Source organism: Mycobacterium tuberculosis H37Rv (assembly GCF_000195955.2).
In the GTDB taxonomy this organism is placed as follows: domain Bacteria; phylum Actinomycetota; class Actinomycetes; order Mycobacteriales; family Mycobacteriaceae; genus Mycobacterium; species Mycobacterium tuberculosis.
The window spans coordinates 2,622,453-2,646,715 of record NC_000962.3 but is presented as its reverse complement, the minus strand read 5'-3'; the positions used below and the strand labels follow the sequence as shown (position 1 = coordinate 2,646,715).

The window sequence follows — 24,263 nt, the reverse complement described above, 5'->3', positions numbered from 1 at the left end:
GGGAAAAGTCTCCCTGTGTTCACGTTCGGCGAGGAAACCGGCATGACCGAATTCCATTCTGGCTTTGTGTGTTTGGTCGGCCGGCCGAACACCGGCAAGTCCACGCTGACCAATGCGCTGGTCGGGGCGAAAGTGGCAATCACGTCGACGCGCCCGCAGACCACCAGGCACGCCATTCGTGGGATCGTGCATAGCGACGACTTCCAGATCATCCTCGTCGACACTCCCGGTCTGCACCGGCCGCGCACTCTGCTGGGCAAGCGGCTCAACGACTTGGTCCGCGAAACCTACGCGGCGGTCGACGTCATCGGGCTATGCATCCCCGCCGACGAGGCGATCGGTCCGGGAGACCGGTGGATTGTCGAGCAGCTTCGTTCGACCGGCCCTGCCAATACGACACTGGTGGTCATCGTCACCAAGATTGACAAGGTGCCGAAAGAAAAAGTGGTCGCCCAGCTGGTAGCGGTCAGCGAACTCGTCACGAATGCGGCCGAGATTGTCCCGGTTTCGGCGATGACCGGCGACCGGGTAGACCTGTTGATCGACGTACTGGCCGCGGCATTGCCGGCCGGCCCCGCGTATTACCCCGACGGTGAGTTGACTGACGAACCCGAGGAGGTTCTGATGGCCGAGCTCATCCGCGAGGCGGCCCTTCAGGGCGTGCGCGATGAGCTGCCCCATTCGCTGGCGGTGGTGATTGACGAGGTCAGTCCACGTGAGGGGCGTGACGACCTGATCGACGTACACGCCGCGCTGTACGTCGAGCGAGATAGTCAGAAGGGCATCGTCATCGGCAAGGGTGGTGCCCGGCTGCGGGAGGTGGGTACCGCGGCCCGTAGCCAGATCGAAAACCTGCTGGGCACCAAGGTCTATCTCGACTTGCGGGTCAAGGTCGCCAAGAACTGGCAGCGCGACCCCAAACAGCTTGGCCGACTGGGGTTTTAGCTCGTCCACCACACCTGCGGCTGCTTGGTCGCCCAGCCACTGACGGCTTCCAACTCGGCGGCCAGCGAGATCAGCATGCCCTCGCTGTTGGCCGGTCCCATCAGTTGCACACCGATCGGCAAACCGTCGGAGGTGAACCCCGCCGGCACATTGATCGACGGCCAGCCCAGCAGGTTCCACGGCCAGGTCGACGGGCACGCGGCGATGATGGCGCGATCGGTGCCGAAGCTGCCCAACCGGTCAAACGCGCGCGCCATTGGCGGTGGTTGTGCTGTGGTCGGTGCCAGCACCACGTCGACGATGTCGAAGATCGAGCCGACCCGACGCTGGTCGGCGGCTTCGTGGCGGCGCGCGCTGCGCAGAATCGCCTGCGACAGCACGTGCCCCATGCGCAGGTTGGATACGGTGCGACGATCCAGGGTCACCTCGTCGCCTAGCCGCTCCGCCCATTCCCAGAGGCCCGCGGTGGACCGGGCAAGAAAGTTCCACGACAACCGTAGGCCGTAGTCCGGATTGCCTTTCACCACCGTATGGCCGAGCAGCTCGAGCTGGTCGCCCACCCTCTGGGTCGCGGCCAAGATCTCAGGATGCAACTTGGCCCGAAAGCCGGTGTACGGGAAGTGGGTTGACAAGGCAATCTTCAGCGGTCCAGGGGCGATGCCGACGAAATCGGACACCGTCACCGGGGGTGGCTGGTGGCGGTCGCCCTCGACGTTGCCGGACGCGGCGTCCAGCACCAGCGCCGCATCCTCCACAGTGCGGGCCAGTACGCCGTTGACCGTGACGCCGTTGAACGCCTCCGGCAGCGGCCAGGTGGAGATCCGACCGCGTTGTGGCTTGATGCCCACTAGGTGTGTCCATGCTGCGGGGATGCGGATGCTGCCGGCGCCGTCGGAGCCGATAGCGGCGGTAACCAGGCCGGCGGCCACCGCCGCCGCGCTACCGCCCGAGGATCCACCCGGCGTGTGCCGGCGCGACCAGGGGTTGCGGGTGTGTCCGAACCCGGGTCCGCTGGTGAACGGCCACTGGCCCAATTCACAAGTATTCGTCTTGCCGACGATCACCGCTCCGGCCGCCTTGAGGCGCCGGACGACCTCACAGTCGTCGGTAGCAGGCGCGACATAGCCCTGGGTGCCGAAGGCGGTTGGCACTCCAGCAACGTCGACGTCGTCCTTGACCGCGATCGGAATGCCCAGCAGCGGCGCCGTGTCGCCGGCCGCCCGCCGCTTATCGGCGGCCGCCGCGTCGGCCAGCGCGGATTCGGTGAGCACTACCCGGAAGGCGTTCAATGTGGGCTGGCTCACATCGATCGCGCGCAGGGAACGTCGCACCAACTCTTCGGACGTCACTGCGCGGGTGGCCAGCTGGTAGAGCAGGTCGGTCAGGGTGGGCAGGCGCTGGTTGCCAGAGCCGGAAATGGCTCCAGCATCCGACCCAGAAGCGCCAACCACGGGGTACGAGACTATCGGCGCGGATACCCGCGATGTCGTGGCGGGGTGCAAAACTATTGTGATGCGGCTGTATCGGGACCGGGCTGTTGTGCTGCGCCAGCACAAGCTCGGCGAAGCCGACCGGATCGTCACCCTGCTGACCCGCGATCACGGGTTGGTCCGCGCGGTGGCCAAAGGTGTTCGACGCACCCGCAGCAAATTCGGCGCGCGCCTGGAGCCGTTCGCGCATATCGAGGTGCAACTGCACCCTGGCCGCAACCTCGACATCGTCACCCAGGTTGTCTCTGTCGACGCGTTCGCCACCGACATCGTCGCCGATTACGGCCGCTACACCTGCGGATGCGCGATACTGGAAACCGCCGAACGCCTGGCCGGTGAGGAGCGGGCGCCCGCTCCGGCTCTGCACCGGCTCACGGTGGGCGCGCTGCGGGCGGTGGCCGATGGACAGCGGCCTCGGGACCTGTTGTTGGACGCCTATCTGCTGCGCGCCATGGGCATCGCCGGCTGGGCACCAGCGTTGACCGAGTGCGCCCGCTGCGCCACGCCTGGTCCGCATCGGGCGTTTCACATCGCGACCGGGGGCAGTGTCTGCGCACACTGCCGTCCGGCCGGCTCGACCACACCGCCGCTGGGCGTCGTAGACCTGATGTCCGCGCTGTACGACGGCGATTGGGAGGCCGCCGAGGCGGCGCCGCAATCGGCCCGCAGCCATGTCAGCGGGTTGGTGGCCGCACACCTGCAATGGCATCTGGAACGGCAGCTGAAAACGTTGCCGCTGGTGGAGCGGTTCTACCAGGCCGATCGATCGGTTGCCGAACGTCGCGCCGCGCTGATCGGGCAGGATATAGCCGGTGGCTAGGGATGCACGGAAGCGGACGTCCAGCAACTTCCCGCAGCTGCCTCCGGCCCCCGACGACTACCCGACCTTTCCTGATACGTCGACGTGGCCCGTCGTCTTCCCGGAGTTGCCGGCAGCGCCCTACGGAGGCCCCTGCCGGCCACCGCAGCACACTTCGAAAGCGGCCGCGCCACGAATACCGGCCGACCGGCTGCCCAACCATGTCGCCATTGTCATGGACGGCAATGGCCGCTGGGCCACCCAACGTGGGCTGGCCCGCACCGAAGGTCACAAGATGGGCGAGGCGGTGGTGATCGACATCGCTTGCGGTGCTATCGAACTTGGGATCAAGTGGCTCAGCCTCTACGCCTTCTCCACGGAGAACTGGAAGCGTTCGCCCGAGGAAGTCCGCTTCCTGATGGGCTTCAACCGCGACGTGGTGCGACGGCGCCGAGACACCCTAAAGAAGCTAGGGGTCCGGATCCGGTGGGTGGGTTCACGACCACGGCTGTGGCGTAGCGTCATCAATGAGTTGGCGGTCGCGGAGGAGATGACCAAAAGCAACGACGTCATCACCATCAACTATTGCGTCAACTACGGCGGACGCACCGAAATCACCGAAGCCACCCGCGAAATCGCTCGTGAGGTCGCCGCGGGCAGGCTCAACCCGGAGCGGATCACCGAATCCACGATCGCCCGCCACCTGCAGCGACCCGACATTCCCGACGTTGACCTCTTCCTGCGGACCTCGGGTGAGCAGCGCTCCAGCAACTTCATGCTGTGGCAGGCGGCCTACGCTGAATACATATTCCAGGACAAGCTCTGGCCCGACTATGACCGCCGCGACTTGTGGGCGGCCTGCGAGGAATACGCGTCGCGCACTCGGCGGTTCGGGAGCGCCTAGTGCCATCCCTACCGGACCGGCTGGCATCGATACTGCGCGATGTCCTTCCTGCCGAGGAGGAACCCGACGGCGCGCTGACGGTTCGCCATGACGGTACGTTTGCCTCGTTGCGGGTAGTGAGCATCGCTGAGGACCTCGAGCTGGTGTCCCTTACCCAGATCCTGGCGTGGGATCTGCCGTTGACCAAGAGGCTCGCCGAGCAAGTGGCCAAGCAGGCACGCGACATCAACTTCGGCTCGGTGAGCCTGCGGGAAAAGGTCAGCGAGAAGGCTGCGCGGCGAAGCTCTGGTCGGCCCGCGTCCAACACCGCGGACGTGATGCTGCGATACAACTTTCCCGGCACCGGTTTGACCGACGACGCGTTGCGCACGTTGATCCTTTTGGTGCTGGAGACGGGCGCCACGATCCGCAGCGCGCTCGTTGGCTAGGAGTGTGCTCGCTGTGCGCCGAACGTGCCCTGGTGGCGGCGACACGCCGGGCGGAGCCGCCATGGTTGCACGTTCGGCGTGTGGGGTCGCTCGACCTCGGTGGTGTCCTAGCTCCGGCAGTCTGAGCAGGTGCCGAAGATCTCGATGGTGTGGCTGACGTCAGAGAATCCATGTTTGGTGGCCACCTCCGCCGCCCACGCCTCCACCTCGTGGTCACCTACTTCGATGGTGGAACCGCAGCTGCGGCACACCAGATGGTGGTGATGGTGCTCCGAGCATCTGCGGTAGACCGATTCACCGGTGTCGGTGTGCAGTGTGTCCACCAGTCCGGAGGATGCCATCGACTGCAGTGTGCGGTAGACGGTGGTCAGACCGATGTTCTCGCCGCGCCGGCGCAGTTCGTCGTGCAGTTCCTGGGCCGAACGAAAGTCGTCGAGCGTCTCTAACAGTGTCGAGATGGCTGCCCGCTGGCGGGTAGAGCGGACACCGGCTGCACTCATATTGCGTCCTCACCGGCGTGCGCGACGGCGTCGAGCACAATGTGCGCGAGGTGGTGGTCAGCAAGTCGGTACAGCACTTCTCGGCCCGATCGCTCCCCGGTGACCACGCCCGCCGCCTTGAGGATCTTCAGATGTTGGCTGACCAACGGCTGGGGCACGTGCAGTGCGTCGACCAGTTCGTGCACGCAGCGTTGAGATTCACGCAATTGCAGCACGATGGCGATCCGCACCGGTGCGGCCAGCGCACGCAGCAGCTCGCCGGCAGCGTCTAGGATCTCCCGCGGCGGTGGTGCGGGGAACGTGGGGCATTCGGCGAACCTATCCGCGGGATGCTGGTGACCGCCTACTTCGTCGGCACCCACATCTTCGTGGGCGGCGGTCGGCGTTGAGGGGGACGTCACCATATTGGAGTCTTCACCTCGAGAAGTGCCGTATTAGGAAGGACCTGCCACTGACCTCCACTGTCACATGCATGATGATGCATGTCAAAGGCAATAGGAGACCCAGGTCCCGATCGCTACCATGACTGATGTTTTGCGCGTAGTCGTGTCGGGCTGCGCGCGTCTGCCCGATCCCTCGAAGGGAGTGCACCACCCCGTGGCGCCCGTCATCGACACCGTGGTCAACCTAGCCAAACGGCGAGGCTTCGTCTATCCGTCGGGCGAGATCTACGGCGGCACAAAGTCGGCGTGGGACTATGGTCCGCTAGGGGTTGAGCTCAAAGAGAACATCAAGCGCCAGTGGTGGCGATCGGTGGTGACTGGCCGCGACGACGTTGTCGGAATCGATTCGTCGATCATCCTGCCGCGTGAGGTGTGGGTGGCTTCCGGTCACGTCGATGTCTTTCATGACCCGCTGGTCGAGTCGCTGATCACACATAAGCGCTACCGGGCCGACCATCTCATCGAGGCCTACGAAGCCAAACACGGGCATCCGCCGCCTAACGGGTTGGCCGACATTCGCGACCCGGAAACCGGCGAACCCGGCCAGTGGACGCAGCCACGCGAGTTCAACATGATGCTCAAGACCTACCTCGGACCCATCGAGACCGAGGAGGGGCTGCACTATCTGCGCCCGGAAACCGCGCAGGGCATCTTCGTGAACTTTGCCAACGTGGTGACAACTGCTCGTAAGAAGCCGCCATTCGGTATCGGACAGATCGGCAAGAGCTTTCGCAACGAGATCACTCCGGGCAACTTCATCTTCCGGACCCGCGAGTTCGAGCAGATGGAGATGGAGTTCTTCGTCGAGCCGGCGACTGCCAAGGAATGGCATCAGTACTGGATCGACAACCGGCTGCAGTGGTATATCGACCTGGGTATTCGTCGGGAGAACCTGCGGTTGTGGGAGCACCCCAAAGACAAGTTGTCACATTACTCCGACCGCACCGTCGACATCGAGTACAAGTTCGGCTTCATGGGCAATCCATGGGGTGAACTGGAAGGTGTGGCCAACCGAACCGATTTTGACCTATCGACGCATGCGCGGCATTCCGGCGTCGACCTGTCTTTCTACGACCAGATCAACGATGTTCGGTACACGCCGTACGTCATCGAGCCGGCAGCTGGCTTGACCCGGTCATTCATGGCGTTTTTGATCGACGCGTACACCGAGGACGAGGCCCCGAATACCAAGGGTGGGATGGATAAGCGCACGGTGCTGCGATTGGACCCGCGGCTGGCGCCGGTCAAGGCGGCGGTGTTGCCGCTGTCCCGGCACGCGGACCTGAGCCCGAAGGCCCGGGACCTGGGCGCCGAATTACGGAAATGCTGGAACATCGATTTCGATGATGCCGGCGCTATCGGGCGGCGTTACCGGCGCCAGGACGAGGTCGGTACCCCGTTCTGTGTGACGGTTGACTTCGACTCGCTGCAGGACAATGCCGTCACCGTGCGGGAGCGTGACGCCATGACGCAGGACCGGGTTGCGATGAGCAGCGTGGCCGACTATCTCGCGGTGCGGCTCAAGGGCAGCTAGCAGCCCCGGTCCGGGCACGACCCGGTGAGCTGTGGTGGCCGCTGGGTGGGCGGCGCCGTGGTGACGGGTGTCCGCGTGTCGTTTGGGGTAACGCGCGGGGGTGCGGTTGAGAATGATTTGTTAGAGGAGGGGCGGTAGTGGTGAATTTTTCGGTGTTGCCGCCGGAGATTAATTCGGGGCGGATGTTTTTTGGTGCGGGGTCGGGGCCGATGTTGGCGGCGGCGGCGGCCTGGGATGGGTTGGCGGCTGAGTTGGGGTTGGCGGCGGAGTCGTTTGGGTTGGTGACCTCGGGTCTGGCGGGTGGGTCGGGTCAGGCGTGGCAGGGTGCGGCGGCGGCGGCGATGGTGGTGGCGGCGGCGCCGTATGCGGGGTGGTTGGCTGCTGCGGCGGCGCGGGCTGGGGGGGCTGCGGTTCAGGCTAAGGCGGTGGCCGGCGCGTTTGAGGCGGCGCGGGCGGCCATGGTGGATCCGGTGGTGGTGGCGGCTAATCGCAGTGCGTTTGTGCAGTTGGTGCTGTCGAATGTGTTTGGGCAGAATGCGCCGGCGATTGCCGCTGCTGAGGCCACCTATGAGCAGATGTGGGCTGCCGATGTGGCGGCGATGGTGGGTTATCACGGTGGGGCATCGGCGGCGGCGGCGGCGTTGGCGCCATGGCAGCAGGCGGTGCCGGGCTTGTCGGGCTTGCTAGGCGGTGCGGCTAACGCACCGGCGGCCGCTGCACAAGGCGCTGCACAAGGCCTCGCCGAGCTGACCTTGAATTTGGGTGTCGGCAACATCGGCAGCCTCAACCTGGGCAGCGGCAACATCGGCGGTACCAACGTGGGCAGTGGCAATGTCGGCGGCACCAACCTGGGCAGCGGGAACTACGGCAGCCTGAACTGGGGCAGCGGAAACACCGGTACCGGCAATGCCGGCAGCGGAAACACGGGTGACTACAACCCTGGCAGCGGAAACTTCGGCAGCGGAAACTTCGGCAGCGGAAATATCGGCAGCCTCAATGTGGGCAGCGGAAACTTCGGCACGCTCAACCTCGCCAACGGAAATAACGGTGATGTCAATTTCGGCGGCGGGAACACCGGCGACTTCAACTTTGGCGGCGGGAATAATGGCACCCTCAACTTTGGGTTCGGAAACACCGGCAGCGGGAATTTCGGTTTCGGAAACACGGGCAACAACAATATCGGTATCGGGCTCACCGGTGATGGTCAGATCGGCATCGGCGGACTGAACTCAGGCACTGGAAACATCGGCTTCGGAAACTCCGGCAACAACAACATCGGCTTCTTCAACTCGGGTGATGGAAACATCGGCTTCTTCAACTCGGGTGACGGCAACACGGGTTTCGGGAACGCCGGAAATATCAACACCGGTTTCTGGAACGCAGGCAATTTAAACACGGGCTTCGGGAGTGCCGGCAACGGAAACGTCGGTATCTTCGACGGCGGGAACTCAAACTCGGGCAGCTTCAACGTGGGCTTTCAGAACACCGGCTTCGGAAATTCGGGTGCTGGAAACACCGGCTTCTTCAATGCGGGTGACTCGAACACCGGTTTCGCGAACGCAGGTAACGTCAACACCGGTTTCTTTAACGGTGGAGATATCAACACCGGTGGTTTCAATGGCGGCAACGTCAACACCGGTTTTGGCAGCGCGCTCACCCAAGCAGGTGCCAACTCGGGCTTCGGGAACCTCGGTACCGGCAACTCGGGTTGGGGGAACAGTGACCCCTCGGGCACCGGCAACTCCGGGTTCTTCAACACAGGCAACGGTAATTCGGGCTTCTCCAACGCCGGCCCAGCCATGCTTCCTGGCTTCAACTCCGGGTTTGCAAACATTGGCTCTTTCAATGCAGGAATTGCAAACTCGGGTAACAACCTCGCCGGTATCTCCAACTCGGGTGACGACAGTTCGGGTGCGGTAAATTCGGGTAGCCAGAACTCCGGTGCTTTCAATGCGGGTGTAGGACTTTCGGGATTCTTCAGGTAGTCGGCACTTGCCACGGCCCGGTTGGGTGTGCCCGGGTGACCCGTGCGGCCACGGTTCTTCCTGGTCGACGCGTCTCTGGCTCACCTTCAGATGCCGGTAGTGGGGTGCGGGTCGGCGCTGGATCGAGCTAGTTCGGCGTCCAGGCAGCGTAAGACCTGAGTTGGTTCGAATTGGTGCGCATCGAGCGTCGGGCACATCGCACGGTCGCAACGGTCACATGTGTCACTGTACCGGGCGACACCCGATGTGCCCGGCTCTCAGCGACAGCTGCCTGACCGGCGGTTTTGTTCCCGAGTTGGTCGTGGCTGTGCGGGATTGGAGGCGGGCGTTGACCTGCAGAAACCGAGTTGTCGCGCTAAGGTGGGCACAGCGACCATCGCCGACGGCGAGGGCCAGTGTTGCGGACGTGACGAAAGAGCGGTACGGACAGCGGGAGCAGCACTCGGGTCAATTGAGTCATCTGGCGCGCCACCGTGGTTCGGCGGCGCCCCGGTTGGCCGTCCGGGCGTCCAGGTACTCCTGAGTGCATCAAGTGCACAATTTTCGACCCGTCACCAAGCAAACTCACAGGTCAACGGGCTCTATTAATGCTGAGCCGCGAATCGTGAGCCAAGTCGGGGATCGAGCCGGTTTGGCGCCCAGACAACGTAGGACGTCTCGGTGACGGGTGTCCGCGTGTCGTTTGGGGTAACGCGCGGGGGTGCGGTTGAGAATGATTTGTTAGAGGAGGGGCGGTAGTGGTGAATTTTTCGGTGTTGAACCGCCCCGGTGAGTCCGGAGACTCTCTGATCTGAGACCTCAGCCGGCGGCTGGTCTCTGGCGTTGAGCGTAGTAGGCAGCCTCGAGTTCGACCGGCGGGACGTCGCCGCAGTACTGGTAGAGGCGGCGATGGTTGAACCAGTCGACCCAGCGCGCGGTGGCCAACTCGACATCCTCGATGGACCGCCAGGGCTTGCCGGGTTTGATCAGCTCGGTCTTGTATAGGCCGTTGATCGTCTCGGCTAGTGCATTGTCATAGGAGCTTCCGACCGCTCCGACCGACGGTTGGATGCCTGCCTCGGCGAGCCGCTCGCTGAACCGGATCGATGTGTACTGAGATCCCCTATCCGTATGGTGGATAACGTCTTTCAGGTCGAGTACGCCTTCTTGTTGGCGGGTCCAGATGGCTTGCTCGATCGCGTCGAGGACCATGGAGGTGGCCATCGTGGAAGCGACCCGCCAGCCCAGGATCCTGCGAGCGTAGGCGTCGGTGACAAAGGCCACGTAGGCGAACCCTGCCCAGGTCGACACATAGGTGAGGTCTGCTACCCACAGCCGGTTAGGTGCTGGTGGTCCGAAGCGGCGCTGGACGAGATCGGCGGGACGGGCTGTGGCCGGATCAGCGATCGTGGTCCTGCGGGCTTTGCCGCGGGTGGTCCCGGACAGGCCGAGTTTGGTCATCAGCCGTTCGACGGTGCATCTGGCCACCTCGATGCCCTCACGGTTCAGGGTTAGCCACACTTTGCGGGCACCGTAAACACCGTAGTTGGCGGCGTGGACGCGGCTGATGTGCTCCTTGAGTTCGCCATCGCGCAGCTCGCGGCGGCTGGGCTCCCGGTTGATGTGGTCGTAGTAGGTCGATGGGGCGATCGGCACACCCAGCTCGGTCAGCTGTGTGCAGATCGACTCGACACCCCACCGCAAACCATCGGGGCCCTCGCGGTGGCCCTGATGATCGGCGATGAACCGGGTAATTAGCGTGCTGGCCGGTCGAGCTCGGCCGCGAAGAAAGCCGACGCGGTCTTTAAAATCGCGTTCGCCCTTCGCAATTCGGCGTTGTCCCGCCGCAAGCGCTTCAGCTCAGCGGATTCTTCGGTCGTGGTCCCGGGCCGTGCGCCGGCATCGACCTGCGCCTGGCGCACCCACTTACGCACCGTCTCCGCGCAGCCAACACCAAGTAGACGGGCGACCTCACTGATCGCTGCCCACTCCGAATCGTGCTGACCGCGGATCTCTGCGACCATCCGCACCGCCCGCTCACGCAGCTCCGGCGGGTACCTCCTCGATGAACCACCTGACATGACCCCATCCTTTCCAAGAACTGGAGTCTCCGGACATGCCGGGGCGGTTCAGAAACTTCGGTAGCCAAAACCTGGGTAGCGGCAACATCGGCAGCACCAACGTGGGCAGCGGCAACATCGGCAGCACCAACGTGGGCAGCGGCAACATCGGCGACACGAACTTCGGTAACGGAAACAACGGCAACTTCAACTTTGGTAGCGGCAATACCGGCAGTAACAACATCGGCTTCGGAAACACCGGCAGCGGGAATTTCGGTTTCGGAAACACGGGCAACAACAACATCGGTATCGGGCTCACCGGCGATGGTCAGATCGGCATCGGCGGACTGAACTCGGGCAGCGGAAACATCGGTTTCGGGAACTCCGGCACCGGAAACGTCGGTTTGTTCAACTCCGGCACCGGCAACGTAGGCTTCGGGAACTCCGGTACTGCGAACACTGGATTCGGGAACGCGGGCAACGTCAACACCGGATTTTGGAACGGCGGCAGCACAAACACTGGCCTCGCTAACGCCGGCGCCGGCAACACAGGCTTTTTCGACGCTGGCAACTACAACTTCGGCAGTCTTAACGCCGGAAACATAAACTCGAGTTTTGGGAATTCGGGTGACGGCAACAGTGGTTTCCTCAATGCTGGCGACGTCAACTCCGGTGTGGGCAATGCGGGTGATGTCAACACTGGCTTAGGGAACTCGGGCAACATCAATACTGGTGGGTTTAATCCGGGCACGCTCAACACGGGCTTCTTCAGCGCGATGACCCAAGCTGGTCCGAATTCGGGCTTCTTCAACGCCGGTACCGGTAACTCTGGTTTCGGGCACAACGACCCGGCTGGCAGTGGCAACTCGGGCATTCAGAACTCGGGCTTCGGCAACTCGGGCTATGTCAATACCAGCACCACAAGCATGTTCGGCGGTAACTCAGGGGTGCTCAACACGGGCTACGGCAACTCAGGTTTCTATAACGCGGCCGTCAACAACACCGGGATTTTTGTGACCGGCGTGATGAGTTCGGGATTTTTCAATTTTGGGACGGGCAACTCGGGCCTGCTGGTCAGCGGCAATGGGCTTTCGGGTTTCTTCAAGAACTTGTTCGGATAGTGGTGGTTTCCGTTCGGTAGTGCGATGTAGTTGGTCTAATCACGGTTACCTCACTCGGTATGACGTGACCGTCTGACGGGATATTTTTGCCGCCTTATTTTTTCGTTGGCTTCGCGCAGTCTTTACGCGAGTTGCTGATGGCTCGCGGTGGCTAAAACTCTGGCCCGGAAATATCGCGAGCCGTGTAGCTGCGGATTGCGGCGAGGCCTGCCCGGTGGCTGCCTTCCGGTGTCCAGTTACTAGACACTTGCCCGGTGGCTGGCGGCGGTGACGTGCCGGCGTGAACGGCTCATGCCGAATTCATGAATAAAGTTTTGGTAAAAGTGCGGATTTTCGGTGTGGATTGTCTTACCATCCGCCCGTGGGCTGGTTTGTGTCTGGAGAGTGGTAGGCGGAGCCGTTGAGGCGGCTGGCTGGTTTGGGGTTGCGATGATTTTGGATTTTTCGTGGTTGCCGCCGGAGATCAACTCGGCGCGGATCTATGCCGGTGCGGGGTCGGGGCCGTTGTTTATGGCGGCGGCGGCGTGGGAGGGGTTGGCTGCGGATTTGCGGGCCTCGGCGTCCTCGTTTGATGCGGTGATCGCCGGGTTGGCGGCTGGGCCGTGGTCGGGTCCGGCGTCGGTGGCGATGGCGGGGGCGGCGGCGCCGTATGTGGGGTGGTTGAGTGCGGCGGCCGGGCAGGCGGAGTTGTCGGCTGGTCAGGCTACCGCGGCGGCGACGGCGTTTGAGGCGGCGTTGGCGGCCACGGTGCATCCGGCGGCGGTGACGGCGAATCGGGTGTTGTTGGGGGCGTTGGTGGCGACGAACATTTTGGGTCAGAACACGCCGGCGATTGCGGCCACTGAGTTCGATTATGTGGAGATGTGGGCTCAGGACGTGGGTGCGATGGTGGGGTATCACGCGGGGGCGGCGGCGGTGGCTGAGACGTTGACGCCGTTTAGTGTGCCGCCGCTGGATTTGGCGGGGTTGGCTTCCCAGGCCGGTGCGCAGTTGACCGGGATGGCGACGTCGGTTTCGGCTGCGTTGTCTCCGATCGCGGAGGGTGCGGTGGAGGGGGTGCCGGCTGTGGTGGCTGCGGCGCAGTCGGTGGCGGCGGGGTTGCCGGTGGATGCGGCGCTGCAGGTGGGGCAGGCCGCGGCGTATCCGGCCAGTATGTTGATTGGGCCGATGATGCAGTTGGCGCAGATGGGGACTACGGCCAACACGGCTGGGTTGGCCGGTGCGGAGGCTGCGGGGTTGGCTGCGGCGGATGTGCCGACGTTTGCCGGTGATATCGCTTCGGGGACGGGCCTAGGTGGTGCCGGTGGTCTGGGTGCGGGGATGTCGGCGGAGTTGGGTAAGGCGCGGTTGGTGGGGGCGATGTCGGTGCCTCCGACCTGGGAGGGGTCGGTTCCTGCGCGGATGGCCAGTTCGGCGATGGCGGGTTTGGGGGCTATGCCTGCTGAGGTGCCGGCGGCAGGCGGGCCCATGGGGATGATGCCGATGCCGATGGGTATGGGGGGTGCTGGGGCGGGTATGCCGGCCGGGATGATGGGCCGCGGTGGCGCAAATCCGCATGTGGTGCAGGCTCGGCCCAGTGTGGTGCCGCGGGTCGGGATCGGATAGCGCGCAGGGCGCGTCGACGCGGGAGTCATCGCGGCGGCGACGTCGTTGGAAATCCCTGGCCTTGGTGCCGTGATTGTCGGCGAAATGAAGTGCACCGAAGCGGTCGCGCTCGCGAAAGAGAGCTAAGTCTTTAGGCGTGGCCCAGTCCGCTGGCCATGCGGAAAGCCCCTCCGGCCGTGAGCCCGGCGATCAGCAGCGCCAGCACAACCATCGCGATCTGAAGGTGTCCGCTGGTGGAGTTCGCGCTGGCAAGTTCGGCCGAGTGCACGCTTGAAAGCGTGAAGTCCGCTTGCCCGAAGAGCACGTCAACAGCCAGGGCAACACTTGTCGCTATGCCCCGGAGCCAGAATGCAAGCAATGGGCGGACAAAAGAACGCCAGTTCGGATCCGGACGGTGTCAGCCGTCGCCACCAGAGTCAACATCAGCACCGTAGTCCACATGGTACGGACGCTGCATTGGCGGCGCGGTTGGGCAGATACGAAATTAGTTTACCGATAGCGCGATATCCCGTCGCTGACCTCGAACTGTCTAGTGACTTAAGCGCCGAAGCCGGCCGGTGAGATCGGTCATATCAAGTTTTGTCAGGAATGCGGGATTCGAATAATTTTTTACTGTCGGCGAGTGCCCGATACCCAGCGACAATCATGGTTACGGCACCCTTCCCGCTGCGATATCCCCTAGACGGCCGTCGGCCGCGCCAAACGGTGCGGTTGCGGTTGCTGGAACGCGAAAATCCGCGTGCGACACGCCGGTTGGCGTATCGCGATGGACCGCTGTCGTCACTATAACGTGATCTGAGCTGAGTGCAGGAAGGCAGGGCAAGTGAGCGCAAGCCCACTCCTCGGAATGTCACGTCGAGAGTTTTTGACAAAGCTCACTGGCGCAGGCGCAGCGGCATTCCTGATGGACTGGGCTGCACCGGTGATTGAAAAGGCCTACGGCGCCGGGCCTTGTCCCGGACATTTGACCGACATCGAGCATATCGTGTTGCTGATGCAGGAGAACCGGTCATTCGACCACTATTTCGGAACGCTTTCCAGCACCAATGGGTTCAACGCCGCGTCGCCGGCATTCCAACAAATGGGTTGGAACCCCATGACGCAGGCGTTGGACCCCGCCGGGGTCACCATTCCGTTCCGCTTGGACACCACCCGAGGCCCCTTCCTGGACGGCGAGTGCGTCAACGACCCCGAGCACCAGTGGGTGGGGATGCACCTGGCCTGGAACGGTGGTGCCAACGACAACTGGCTGCCGGCGCAGGCGACCACCCGCGCAGGACCATATGTCCCTTTGACCATGGGTTACTACACGCGCCAAGACATCCCGATCCACTATCTGCTGGCCGACACGTTCACCATCTGCGACGGCTACCATTGCTCGCTGCTGACGGGCACCCTGCCCAACCGGCTCTACTGGTTGAGCGCCAACATCGACCCCGCCGGCACCGACGGGGGACCCCAATTGGTAGAGCCGGGCTTCCTGCCGCTGCAGCAATTCAGTTGGCGCATCATGCCGGAAAACCTCGAAGATGCCGGGGTCAGCTGGAAGGTGTACCAGAACAAGGGCCTCGGGCGATTCATCAACACGCCCATCAGCAATAACGGGCTGGTGCAGGCCTTCCGCCAGGCAGCTGATCCGAGGTCGAACTTGGCCCGCTACGGTATCGCCCCGACCTACCCTGGGGACTTCGCTGCCGACGTCAGGGCCAACCGGCTACCCAAGGTCTCCTGGTTAGTTCCCAACATCCTGCAGTCCGAACACCCCGCCCTGCCGGTAGCGCTTGGCGCGGTGTCCATGGTGACCGCGCTGCGGATCTTGCTGTCCAATCCCGCGGTGTGGGAAAAGACCGCACTTATCGTCAGCTATGACGAGAACGGCGGCTTCTTCGACCACGTCACGCCCCCCACGGCACCGCCCGGGACACCCGGCGAATTCGTCACGGTGCCCAACATCGACGCAGTACCCGGGTCCGGTGGCATTCGTGGTCCGCTCGGTCTGGGTTTTCGCGTTCCCTGCATTGTCATTTCGCCGTACAGCCGCGGCCCGCTGATGGTCTCCGACACGTTCGACCACACCTCGCAATTGAAGTTGATTCGCGCCCGGTTCGGCGTGCCGGTTCCCAACATGACCGCCTGGCGCGACGGCGTGGTTGGCGACATGACCTCAGCGTTCAACTTTGCGACTCCACCGAATTCGACCAGACCCAACTTGAGCCACCCGTTGCTGGGAGCGCTGCCGAAGCTGCCGCAGTGCATCCCTAACGTGGTGTTGGGAACCACCGACGGCGCGTTGCCGAGCATTCCCTATCGGGTGCCCTATCCGCAGGTGATGCCAACTCAGGAAACCACACCCGTCCGCGGGACTCCCAGCGGGCTGTGCAGCTGAAATTTCCCGGTAATCTCCCGGCGTTCGATTTGCTTGCATGTGCGCGAGCAAATCGCCCGCACCAATCCCGCGCCCGCCCCGGCAGGCAGGCGGAATCAGAACACGACACGCCGGTCGGCAAGGCATAGCCGATCGCGGCCGCAACTATACCGTGATCAGCAATGGCCGTGTGGGCCGTCAAGGAGGGCGCGTGGGGAGCGAACACCCCGTCGACGGAATGACCCGCCGACAATTTTTTGCCAAAGCCGCCGCCGCTACCACCGCCGGGGCCTTCATGTCCTTGGCTGGTCCGATTATCGAAAAAGCCTACGGAGCGGGGCCTTGCCCCGGACATTTGACCGACATCGAGCACATCGTGTTGTTGATGCAGGAGAATCGGTCATTCGATCACTACTTCGGCACTCTTTCTGACACCCGCGGGTTCGATGACACCACCCCGCCGGTGGTATTCGCGCAGTCGGGCTGGAACCCGATGACACAGGCGGTTGACCCCGCCGGCGTCACCCTTCCATATCGCTTCGACACCACCCGGGGCCCGCTGGTCGCCGGCGAATGCGTCAACGACCCGGACCACAGCTGGATCGGCATGCACAACTCGTGGAACGGCGGCGCCAACGACAACTGGCTGCCGGCGCAGGTCCCGTTCAGTCCGTTGCAGGGCAACGTGCCGGTCACGATGGGTTTCTACACGCGTCGTGACCTGCCCATTCACTACCTGCTAGCCGACACGTTCACGGTCTGCGACGGCTATTTTTGCTCGCTGCTGGGCGGGACCACGCCCAACCGGCTCTACTGGATGAGCGCCTGGATCGACCCCGACGGCACTGACGGCGGGCCGGTGCTGATCGAGCCCAATATCCAACCTCTGCAGCACTACAGCTGGCGCATCATGCCGGAGAACCTCGAAGATGCCGGGGTCAGCTGGAAGGTGTACCAAAACAAATTGCTGGGGGCTCTCAACAACACCGTCGTCGGCTACAACGGGCTGGTCAATGACTTCAAGCAGGCCGCGGATCCGAGGTCGAATCTGGCCCGTTTCGGCATCTCACCGACCTACCCGCTGGACTTCGCCGCCGACGTCAGAAACAACCGATTACCCAAGGTCTCCTGGGTGCTGCCCGGGTTTCTGCTGTCCGAACATCCCGCATTCCCGGTGAACGTCGGCGCCGTTGCAATTGTCGATGCACTGCGGATCTTGCTGTCCAACCCTGCGGTGTGGGAAAAGACCGCGCTGATCGTCAACTACGACGAGAACGGCGGGTTCTTCGACCACGTCGTGCCGCCGACACCGCCGCCGGGGACGCCCGGCGAATTCGTCACGGTCCCCGACATCGACTCGGTGCCCGGCTCGGGTGGCATTCGTGGGCCGATCGGTCTGGGGTTTCGCGTCCCTTGCCTCGTCATCTCTCCCTATAGCCGCGGCCCACTGATGGTCCACGACACCTTCGATCACACGTCAACGCTGAAGCTCATCCGCGCGCGGTTCGGCGTCCCGGTTCCCAATCTCACCGCTTGGCGGGACGCGACGGTCGGCGATATGACTTCGACGTTCAACTTCGCCGCTCCGCCGAACCCGTCGAAACCCAATCTGGACCACCCGCGGCTCAATGCGCTTCCGAAGTTGCCGCAGTGCGTGCCCAACGCAGTACTGGGAACGGTGACCAAGACGGCAATTCCCTATCGGGTGCCATTCCCACAGTCGATGCCCACCCAAGAAACCGCACCCACTCGGGGGATTCCCAGCGGTCTCTGTTGACCCACAGTCGGCGATGGCCGCGACGGTAAGCCGAAATACACGAGGGAGAGCCGATGTGGTGAGCCAAGGTGCATTCGCCGGAATGTCACGCCGAGCATTCCTGGCTAAGGCGGCTGGAGCCGGGGCAGCGGCGGTTTTGACGGACTGGGCCGCACCGGTGATCGAAAAGGCCTATGGTGCCGGTCCCTGCTCGGGTCATTTGACCGATATCGAGCACATCGTGCTGTGCCTACAGGAGAACAGGTCGTTCGATCACTATTTCGGCACGCTTTCTGCCGTCGACGGGTTCGACACTCCGACGCCGCTGTTTCAACAAAAGGGCTGGAACCCGGAGACGCAGGCGCTGGACCCCACCGGCATTACGCTGCCCTACCGCATCAATACCACCGGGGGTCCCAACGGGGTTGGCGAGTGCGTCAACGACCCAGACCACCAGTGGATTGCCGCGCACTTGTCATGGAACGGCGGCGCCAATGACGGCTGGCTGCCGGCGCAGGCGCGGACCCGGTCGGTGGCCAACACGCCCGTGGTGATGGGCTATTACGCACGTCCTGACATACCGATCCACTACTTGTTGGCCGATACCTTCACGATCTGCGACCAGTACTTCTCGTCGCTTCTTGGCGGGACGATGCCTAACCGGCTCTATTGGATCAGCGCCACCGTCAATCCCGACGGGGATCAAGGTGGGCCGCAGATCGTCGAACCCGCCATCCAGCCGAAGTTGACCTTCACCTGGCGCATCATGCCGCAGAACCTCAGTGACGCCGGCATCAGTTGGAAGGTGTACAACAGCAAGCTGCTCGGCGGGCTCAACGACACTTCCTTGAGCCGTAACGGGTATGTGGGCAGTTTCAAACAGGCCGCAGATCCGAGGTCGGACCTGGCCCGTTATGGCATCGCCCCGGCCTACCCGTGGGATTTCATCCGCGACGTCATCAACAACACGCTGCCCCAGGTGTCCTGGGTCGTTCCGTTGACCGTCGAGTCCGAACATCCGTCATTCCCGGTGGCAGTCGGTGCGGTGACGATCGTGAACTTGATAAGGGTGTTGCTGCGCAATCCGGCGGTGTGGGAGAAAACCGCGTTGATCATCGCCTATGACGAACATGGCGGCTTCTTCGACCACGTCACACCGCTCACCGCGCCGGAGGGCACACCCGGCGAATGGATTCCCAACAGTGTTGACATCGACAAGGTCGACGGCTCCGGCGGAATACGTGGACCCATCGGCTTGGGCTTTCGCGTGCCCTGCTTCGTCATTTCGCCTTACAGTCGCGGCGGGCTGATGGTCCATGATCGGTTCGACCACACATCGCAGCTGCAATTGATCGGCAAGCGTTTCGGGGTGCCGGTTCCCAACTTGACACCCTGGCGTGCCAGTGTCACCGGCGATATGACGTCGGCATTCAATTTCGCGGCCCCGCCGGACCCGTCGCCACCCAATCTGGACCACCCGGTCCGTCAATTGCCGAAGGTCGCCAAGTGCGTGCCCAATGTGGTGCTGGGTTTCTTGAACGAAGGCCTGCCGTATCGGGTGCCCTACCCCCAAACAACGCCAGTCCAGGAATCCGGTCCCGCGCGGCCGATTCCCAGCGGCATCTGCTAGCCGGGGATGGTTCAGACGTAACGGTTGGCTAGGTCGAAACCCGCGCCAGGGCCGCTGGACGGGCTCATGGCAGCGAAATTAGAAAACCCGGGATATTGTCCGCGGATTGTCATACGATGCTGAGTGCTTGGTGGTTCGTGTTTAGCCATTGAGTGTGGATGTGTTGAGACCCTGGCCTGGAAGGGGACAACGTGCTTTTGCCTCTTGGTCCGCCTTTGCCGCCCGACGCGGTGGTGGCGAAACGGGCTGAGTCGGGAATGCTCGGCGGGTTGTCGGTTCCGCTCAGCTGGGGAGTGGCTGTGCCACCCGATGATTATGACCACTGGGCGCCTGCGCCGGAGGACGGCGCCGATGTCGATGTCCAGGCGGCCGAAGGGGCGGACGCAGAGGCCGCGGCCATGGACGAGTGGGATGAGTGGCAGGCGTGGAACGAGTGGGTGGCGGAGAACGCTGAACCCCGCTTTGAGGTGCCACGGAGTAGCAGCAGCGTGATTCCGCATTCTCCGGCGGCCGGCTAGGAGAGGGGGCGCAGACTGTCGTTATTTGACCAGTGATCGGCGGTCTCGGTGTTCCCGCGGCCGGCTATGACAACAGTCAATGTGCATGACAAGTTACAGGTATTAGGTCCAGGTTCAACAAGGAGACAGGCAACATGGCAACACGTTTTATGACGGATCCGCACGCGATGCGGGACATGGCGGGCCGTTTTGAGGTGCACGCCCAGACGGTGGAGGACGAGGCTCGCCGGATGTGGGCGTCCGCGCAAAACATCTCGGGCGCGGGCTGGAGTGGCATGGCCGAGGCGACCTCGCTAGACACCATGGCCCAGATGAATCAGGCGTTTCGCAACATCGTGAACATGCTGCACGGGGTGCGTGACGGGCTGGTTCGCGACGCCAACAACTACGAGCAGCAAGAGCAGGCCTCCCAGCAGATCCTCAGCAGCTAACGTCAGCCGCTGCAGCACAATACTTTTACAAGCGAAGGAGAACAGGTTCGATGACCATCAACTATCAGTTCGGTGATGTCGACGCTCATGGCGCCATGATCCGCGCTCAGGCCGGGTTGCTGGAGGCGGAGCATCAGGCCATCGTTCGTGATGTGTTGGCCGCGGGTGACTTTTGGGGCGGCGCCGGTTCGGTGGCTTGCCAGGAGTTCATCACCCAGCTGGGCCGTAACTTCCAGGTGATCTACGAGCAGGCCAACGCCCACGGGCAGAAGGTGCAGGCTGCCGGCAACAACATGGCACAAACCGACAGCGCCGTCGGCTCCAGCTGGGCCTGACAGGGTCGACGAACCCTAGGAAGAAGCCTAGGTCGACGGCCACACGCGCCAGCGTACGGGTATCCCCGTGCGCTGGCGCGTGGCTTAGAACCGCCCGCCGCCGCCCAAGAACCCGCCGTCGGGTGAACTTCCCGGCGCGTTCGACGAACCGCCGAACGACGTGGGGATCCATCCACCCAACCCGCCTCTGGTGCCTCCGCTAAGCAGGTCGCCGATGATGATGCCACCGAGGATCGCGCCGGCGTTGTTGCCCCCACGACGGGTGTATGCGCGCTGGGCGGATTGCACGTCGGCATTGGCCAGCGACTGCGCATGTGCGGCCAGCGTCGATGCCGCGTTAGCGTAGGCGATCGCTTCGGTCGGGTTGCTCGATTTCCGGTCATGTGCGGCTTCCAGCTGCCGTTTCGCCTCGGCCAGCCGGGTCCGGGCCTCCGGCCCGATGCTGCCGCGGCGGGTGTCGATGTACTCCGAGACGGCGCGCACCCGCGACTCCGCGGTAAACAGCGCCTGCTCAAGTGAGCGGTTGAGCCGATCGGCGGTTGCCTGTTCTTCGGCCAGGGTGGCGAGCAGCCGGTCGAGGTCAGCGTCGACCTTGGTCAACTGGTCAAATGCGGTCAACGGATCGGCGGCTCCGCGCGCGCGATCGAGGGCCCTGGCCGCCGCATCGCGGGCTGCGATCAGGTCACCGGTGCGCCCGGTTTGGGGTTGTTGCGCCTGCTGTAGGTGTTGGTTGGCTCGCTTGATGCCCGTCTGGATGTCGGCCACGACCGCCGGCAGCGACGCGACGGCGTGCCGGATGTCGGTGGCGGCGCTGTCCACCGCGTCGAGCAGCGCCCGGGCTTGCCCGAGTGCCGACTCGGCGGCACGCACCGCATCCACCAGTCCGGCTTGCCGTCCGCTCACTGCCTGGTCGGCCAGATCCCGAGCCGCGCTGATGTTACGGTCGGCGAACGCCAGCCGCTCGGTGGCGGTGGTGACATTGCCGGCGATCGACGTCATCGCCGCAGCGTCGAATTCGGTATGCAGCTCGGCCAGGCGTTGCTGAGTCGGGCCGATCCGGGTGGTCAGTTCGACGTACTGCTGGGTGAGCAGATCAAGCCGGGCCGGGGCGTTGATCACCAAATCGCGTAGCTTCTCGAAGGCCTCGGTTTGCGACGCGAGTTCACGGTCGGCGTGCGCCGCCGACACGATCACTCGGGTGAGTAGCTCACGTCGCTGCGCCGGCGTCTCGGGCGTGTTGTCATCAAGTTGTTGGCGTACGGTGAACGCCTGGGACAGAGCCGCTTTGGCGTTGTTCACCGCTTGGGTAAACGGTGCGGTTCGCCGTTCGCCGAACTCCTCGATGGCCAGCGCGAGCTCGTTGGTGCTGGTGCGCACGGCGTTGTCGACGTCTACCACCATCGACCGGGAGAGGTCATCGAGGGCCTGAAGCGGCACGGCGGCCAGTGCCATTACGTTGGTAGGGTCGACGCGGCGTGCCGCGGCCAGCTCGTCGGCGCGGCGCCGCCGGTTGCGGTGGCGCATCACCACCAGCAGGACCGCGACGACGATGACGATGATGCCGACCGTGACCAACAACACCACTCGACTCGACGAACTGGGTGACCGGTTGAGTCCGTTCGCCGCCGCAACGGCCGCGCCGCTGTAGTCGCCGTCGTGCAGCGCCGGTTCGATCTGATAGCGCCGCACGTTGTCGACCTGCCCCTCGCTGACACCCGGCATCGCGGATGGCACTAGAAAGGCATATTCGCGACCGGTGGTGGCCACGGCCAGAAGCGCGTCATAGTTACCCAGCTCGCTAGTCCGCGTCGTGCGCTGCGCCCAGTTGAGCGCACTCTGACCGGAGAAGTTCTCGACGTAGACCACCCACAGTCGGATGCGGCGATCGGCATAGAGCCGGTCGACGGCCGCCGTCACCGCGGTGCGACCGGAGCTAGTCAGCACGCCCGCGTTGTCGGTCACGTAGTTCGACAGCCGGAAAGGTGGTTGCGCGCCAGCGGGCGGCCCCAGCAGCAGCCCGGCGGCGAGGATAGTCAGGACCATGCCGAGCAGGCGAACGAGACGCATACCGTCAATTTAGACGCTGTGCCGGCGGATACGGGCGTGCGGCGACCACCCTGGCAGACTGTGGGTCGGTGAGCGCGAGTGAGCACGACCCCTACGACGACTTCGACCGCCAGCGGCGGGTAGCCGAAGCGCCAAAGACTGCCGGTCTGCCGGGCACTGAGGGTCAGTACCGCTCCGACTTCGCCCGGGACCGGGCCCGGGTGCTGCACAGCGCCGCACTGCGCCGGCTAGCCGACAAGACCCAGGTGGTCGGACCCCGGGAAGGGGATACGCCGCGTACCCGGCTGACCCACTCGCTGGAAGTGGCTCAGATCGGACGGGGAATGGCGATCGGGCTGGGCTGCGACCTTGATCTGGTCGAATTGGCCGGTCTAGCCCATGACATCGGGCACCCGCCGTATGGACACAACGGTGAGCGGGCGCTTGATGAAGTCGCAGCCAGCCACGGCGGTTTCGAGGGCAACGCGCAGAACTTCCGTATCTTGACCAGCCTTGAGCCCAAAGTAGTTGACGCACAAGGACTTAGTGCGGGGCTGAACCTAACTCGCGCGTCCCTGGACGCGGTCACCAAGTATCCGTGGATGCGTGGTGACGGGCTTGGCAGCCAGCGGAGGAAGTTCGGCTTCTACGACGACGACCGCGAATCGGCGGTATGGGTTCGGCAAGGCGCGCCCCCGGAGCGGGCGTGCCTGGAAGCGCAGGTGATGGACTGGGCCGACGACGTCGCCTACTCGGTTCACGACGTCGAGGACGGCGTTGTCTCCGAACGCATCGACCTGCGTGTGCTGGCCGCCGAAGAGGACGCTGCCGCGCTGGCCAGGTTAGGGGAGCGCGAGTTCTCCCGGGTGAGCGCCGACGAGTTGATGGCGGCCGCGCGGCGGCTGTCGCGGCTGCCCGTGGTGGCCGCCGTCGGCAAGTATGACGCCACCTTGTCGGCATCGGTCGCGCTCAAGCGGTTGACCAGCGAGCTGGTGGGCCGCTTTGCATCGGCCGCGATCGCGACCACCCGGGCCGCGGCCGGTCCGGGACCGTTGGTGCGCTTCCGGGCCGACCTGCAGGTGCCCGATCTGGTACGTGCCGAGGTCGCGGTACTGAAAATCCTCGCGCTGCAGTTCATCATGTCCGACCCTCGGCATCTGGAAACCCAGGCACGGCAGCGCGAACGTATTCACCGGGTGGCGCACAGGCTGTACTCGGGGGCGCCGCAGACGCTCGACCCGGTTTATGCCGCTGCGTTCAATACCGCCGCCGACGACGCTGCCCGGTTGCGGGTCGTCGTTGATCAGATCGCCTCCTATACCGAGGGTCGGTTGGAACGCATCGATGCCGATCAGCTTGGCGTCAGCAGGAACGCTTTAGACTGAGCCG

At 63.9% G+C, this 24,263-nt stretch carries 18 protein-coding genes and 4 other annotated features; of the genes, 14 read left to right on the top strand and 4 right to left on the bottom strand.

Annotated elements, in window-relative coordinates; all coding sequences use genetic code 11:
• Positions 1-42: 42 nt before the first annotated feature.
• Positions 43-945 (top strand): GTPase Era, encoded by a 903-nt coding sequence (gene era / locus Rv2364c; protein ID YP_177873.1) that lies wholly within the window; start codon positions 43-45, stop codon positions 943-945.
• On the opposite strand, the gene amiA2 is transcribed toward era, so the two are convergent.
• Complete coding sequence (amiA2, locus tag Rv2363) at positions 942-2,396, bottom strand: amidase (protein NP_216879.1); 1,455 nt, start codon at positions 2,394-2,396, stop codon at positions 942-944. The genes era and amiA2 overlap by 4 nt on opposite strands.
• A 61-nt stretch (positions 2,397-2,457) precedes the next feature.
• On the opposite strand from amiA2, the gene recO reads away from it, so the two are divergent.
• Genes recO through Rv2360c form a run of 3 tightly spaced genes read left to right on the top strand, consistent with a single transcriptional unit; the run spans position 2,458 to position 4,566 of the window.
• Positions 2,458-3,255, top strand: coding sequence for a DNA repair protein RecO (recO, locus tag Rv2362c; RefSeq protein ID NP_216878.1), 798 nt, complete (start codon positions 2,458-2,460; stop codon positions 3,253-3,255).
• Positions 3,248-4,138, top strand: coding sequence for a decaprenyl diphosphate synthase (locus Rv2361c; protein NP_216877.1), 891 nt, complete (start codon positions 3,248-3,250; stop codon positions 4,136-4,138). The genes recO and Rv2361c overlap by 8 nt, the downstream gene beginning before the upstream one ends.
• On the top strand, positions 4,138-4,566 hold the full coding sequence (locus Rv2360c; protein NP_216876.1) for a hypothetical protein: 429 nt from the start codon (positions 4,138-4,140) through the stop codon (positions 4,564-4,566). Before Rv2361c ends, Rv2360c begins: the two co-directional genes overlap by 1 nt.
• Positions 4,567-4,673: 107 nt before the next feature.
• Here Rv2360c and zur read toward each other — a convergent pair whose 3' ends face one another.
• Both zur and smtB read right to left on the bottom strand, forming a co-directional pair.
• Entirely contained in the window at positions 4,674-5,066 is a 393-nt protein-coding gene (zur, locus tag Rv2359; protein NP_216875.1) for a zinc uptake regulation protein, read from the bottom strand.
• Positions 5,063-5,470 carry an HTH-type transcriptional regulator SmtB gene (gene smtB / locus Rv2358; protein NP_216874.1) on the bottom strand — a complete coding sequence of 136 codons (408 nt, stop codon included), beginning with the start codon at positions 5,468-5,470 and terminating at the stop codon, positions 5,063-5,065. Before smtB ends, zur begins: the two co-directional genes overlap by 4 nt.
• Positions 5,471-5,651: 181 nt before the next feature.
• On the opposite strand from smtB, the gene glyS reads away from it, so the two are divergent.
• The 9 genes from glyS (at position 5,652) to esxO (ending at position 20,828) form a co-directional block, all read left to right on the top strand.
• Positions 5,652-7,043, top strand: coding sequence for a glycine--tRNA ligase (gene glyS, locus Rv2357c; RefSeq protein NP_216873.1), 1,392 nt, complete (start codon positions 5,652-5,654; stop codon positions 7,041-7,043).
• Positions 7,044-9,784: 2,741 nt separating this feature from the next.
• Positions 9,785-9,812 (top strand) — a repeat region (28 bp Inverted repeat, TGAACCGCCCCGGTGAGTCCGGAGACTC,at the right end of IS6110).
• Positions 9,785-11,139, bottom strand: a mobile genetic element (IS6110-8, len: 1355 nt. Insertion sequence IS6110 element that appears to have inserted in 5'-end of MTCY98.031c but is not flanked by expected 3 bp direct repeats of target sequence.). (Overlaps the previous feature by 28 nt.)
• Positions 9,827-11,088 (bottom strand) — a sequence feature (similar to insertion sequence element IS986/IS6110 transposase; Probable IS6110 transposase. Identical to many other M. tuberculosis IS6110 transposase subunits. The transposase described here may be made by a frame shifting mechanism during translation, the sequence UUUUAAAG maybe responsible for such a frameshifting event (see McAdam et al., 1990).). It overlaps the preceding feature by 1,262 nt.
• Positions 11,112-11,139: a repeat region (28 bp Inverted repeat, TGAACCGCCCCGGCATGTCCGGAGACTC,at the left end of IS6110), on the bottom strand.
• Positions 11,124-12,188, top strand: a complete 1,065-nt coding sequence (gene PPE39 / locus Rv2353c; RefSeq protein YP_177871.1) for a PPE family protein PPE39 — start codon at positions 11,124-11,126, stop codon at positions 12,186-12,188. It overlaps the preceding feature by 16 nt.
• Positions 12,189-12,617: 429 nt before the next feature.
• Positions 12,618-13,793, top strand: coding sequence for a PPE family protein PPE38 (gene PPE38 / locus Rv2352c; RefSeq protein YP_177870.1), 1,176 nt, complete (start codon positions 12,618-12,620; stop codon positions 13,791-13,793).
• A gap of 847 nt (positions 13,794-14,640) precedes the next feature.
• Positions 14,641-16,179, top strand: a complete 1,539-nt coding sequence (gene plcA / locus Rv2351c; protein ID NP_216867.1) for a membrane-associated phospholipase A — start codon at positions 14,641-14,643, stop codon at positions 16,177-16,179.
• 217 nt (positions 16,180-16,396) lie between these two features.
• Entirely contained in the window at positions 16,397-17,935 is a 1,539-nt protein-coding gene (gene plcB, locus Rv2350c; RefSeq protein NP_216866.1) for a membrane-associated phospholipase B, read from the top strand.
• An 82-nt stretch (positions 17,936-18,017) separates the two neighbouring features.
• Positions 18,018-19,544 (top strand): phospholipase C, encoded by a 1,527-nt coding sequence (gene plcC, locus Rv2349c; protein NP_216865.1) that lies wholly within the window; start codon positions 18,018-18,020, stop codon positions 19,542-19,544.
• Positions 19,545-19,735: 191 nt separating this feature from the next.
• Complete coding sequence (locus Rv2348c) at positions 19,736-20,062, top strand: hypothetical protein (protein ID NP_216864.1); 327 nt, start codon at positions 19,736-19,738, stop codon at positions 20,060-20,062.
• A 134-nt stretch (positions 20,063-20,196) separates the two neighbouring features.
• Positions 20,197-20,493, top strand: coding sequence for an ESAT-6 like protein EsxP (gene esxP, locus Rv2347c; RefSeq protein ID NP_216863.1), 297 nt, complete (start codon positions 20,197-20,199; stop codon positions 20,491-20,493).
• A gap of 50 nt (positions 20,494-20,543) precedes the next feature.
• On the top strand, positions 20,544-20,828 hold the full coding sequence (gene esxO, locus Rv2346c) for an ESAT-6 like protein EsxO (protein NP_216862.1): 285 nt from the start codon (positions 20,544-20,546) through the stop codon (positions 20,826-20,828).
• Positions 20,829-20,912: 84 nt separating this feature from the next.
• On the opposite strand, the gene Rv2345 is transcribed toward esxO, so the two are convergent.
• Positions 20,913-22,895, bottom strand: a complete 1,983-nt coding sequence (locus Rv2345; RefSeq protein ID NP_216861.1) for a transmembrane protein — start codon at positions 22,893-22,895, stop codon at positions 20,913-20,915.
• A 68-nt stretch (positions 22,896-22,963) separates the two neighbouring features.
• Between Rv2345 and dgt the strand changes: the two genes are divergently transcribed.
• A complete protein-coding gene (dgt, locus tag Rv2344c) occupies positions 22,964-24,259 on the top strand; it encodes a deoxyguanosine triphosphate triphosphohydrolase (protein NP_216860.1) in 1,296 nt (431 codons plus the stop codon).
• The last annotated feature ends 4 nt before the right edge of the window (positions 24,260-24,263 follow it).

Excerpts from the sequence above, each read along its gene's own strand:
- era (YP_177873.1), top strand. The coding sequence starts at position 43 with ATGACCGAATTCCATTCTGGCTTTGTGTGTTTGGTCGGCCGGCCGAAC.
- recO (NP_216878.1), top strand. The coding sequence starts at position 2,458 with ATGCGGCTGTATCGGGACCGGGCTGTTGTGCTGCGCCAGCACAAGCTC.
- zur (NP_216875.1), bottom strand. The coding sequence starts at position 5,066 with ATGAGTGCAGCCGGTGTCCGCTCTACCCGCCAGCGGGCAGCCATCTCG.
- smtB (NP_216874.1), bottom strand. The coding sequence starts at position 5,470 with ATGGTGACGTCCCCCTCAACGCCGACCGCCGCCCACGAAGATGTGGGT.
- PPE39 (YP_177871.1), top strand. The coding sequence starts at position 11,124 with ATGCCGGGGCGGTTCAGAAACTTCGGTAGCCAAAACCTGGGTAGCGGC.
- PPE38 (YP_177870.1), top strand. The coding sequence starts at position 12,618 with ATGATTTTGGATTTTTCGTGGTTGCCGCCGGAGATCAACTCGGCGCGG.
- plcA (NP_216867.1), top strand. The coding sequence starts at position 14,641 with ATGTCACGTCGAGAGTTTTTGACAAAGCTCACTGGCGCAGGCGCAGCG.
- plcB (NP_216866.1), top strand. The coding sequence starts at position 16,397 with ATGACCCGCCGACAATTTTTTGCCAAAGCCGCCGCCGCTACCACCGCC.
- plcC (NP_216865.1), top strand. The coding sequence starts at position 18,018 with ATGTCACGCCGAGCATTCCTGGCTAAGGCGGCTGGAGCCGGGGCAGCG.
- esxP (NP_216863.1), top strand. The coding sequence starts at position 20,197 with ATGGCAACACGTTTTATGACGGATCCGCACGCGATGCGGGACATGGCG.
- esxO (NP_216862.1), top strand. The coding sequence starts at position 20,544 with ATGACCATCAACTATCAGTTCGGTGATGTCGACGCTCATGGCGCCATG.
- Rv2345 (NP_216861.1), bottom strand. The coding sequence starts at position 22,895 with ATGCGTCTCGTTCGCCTGCTCGGCATGGTCCTGACTATCCTCGCCGCC.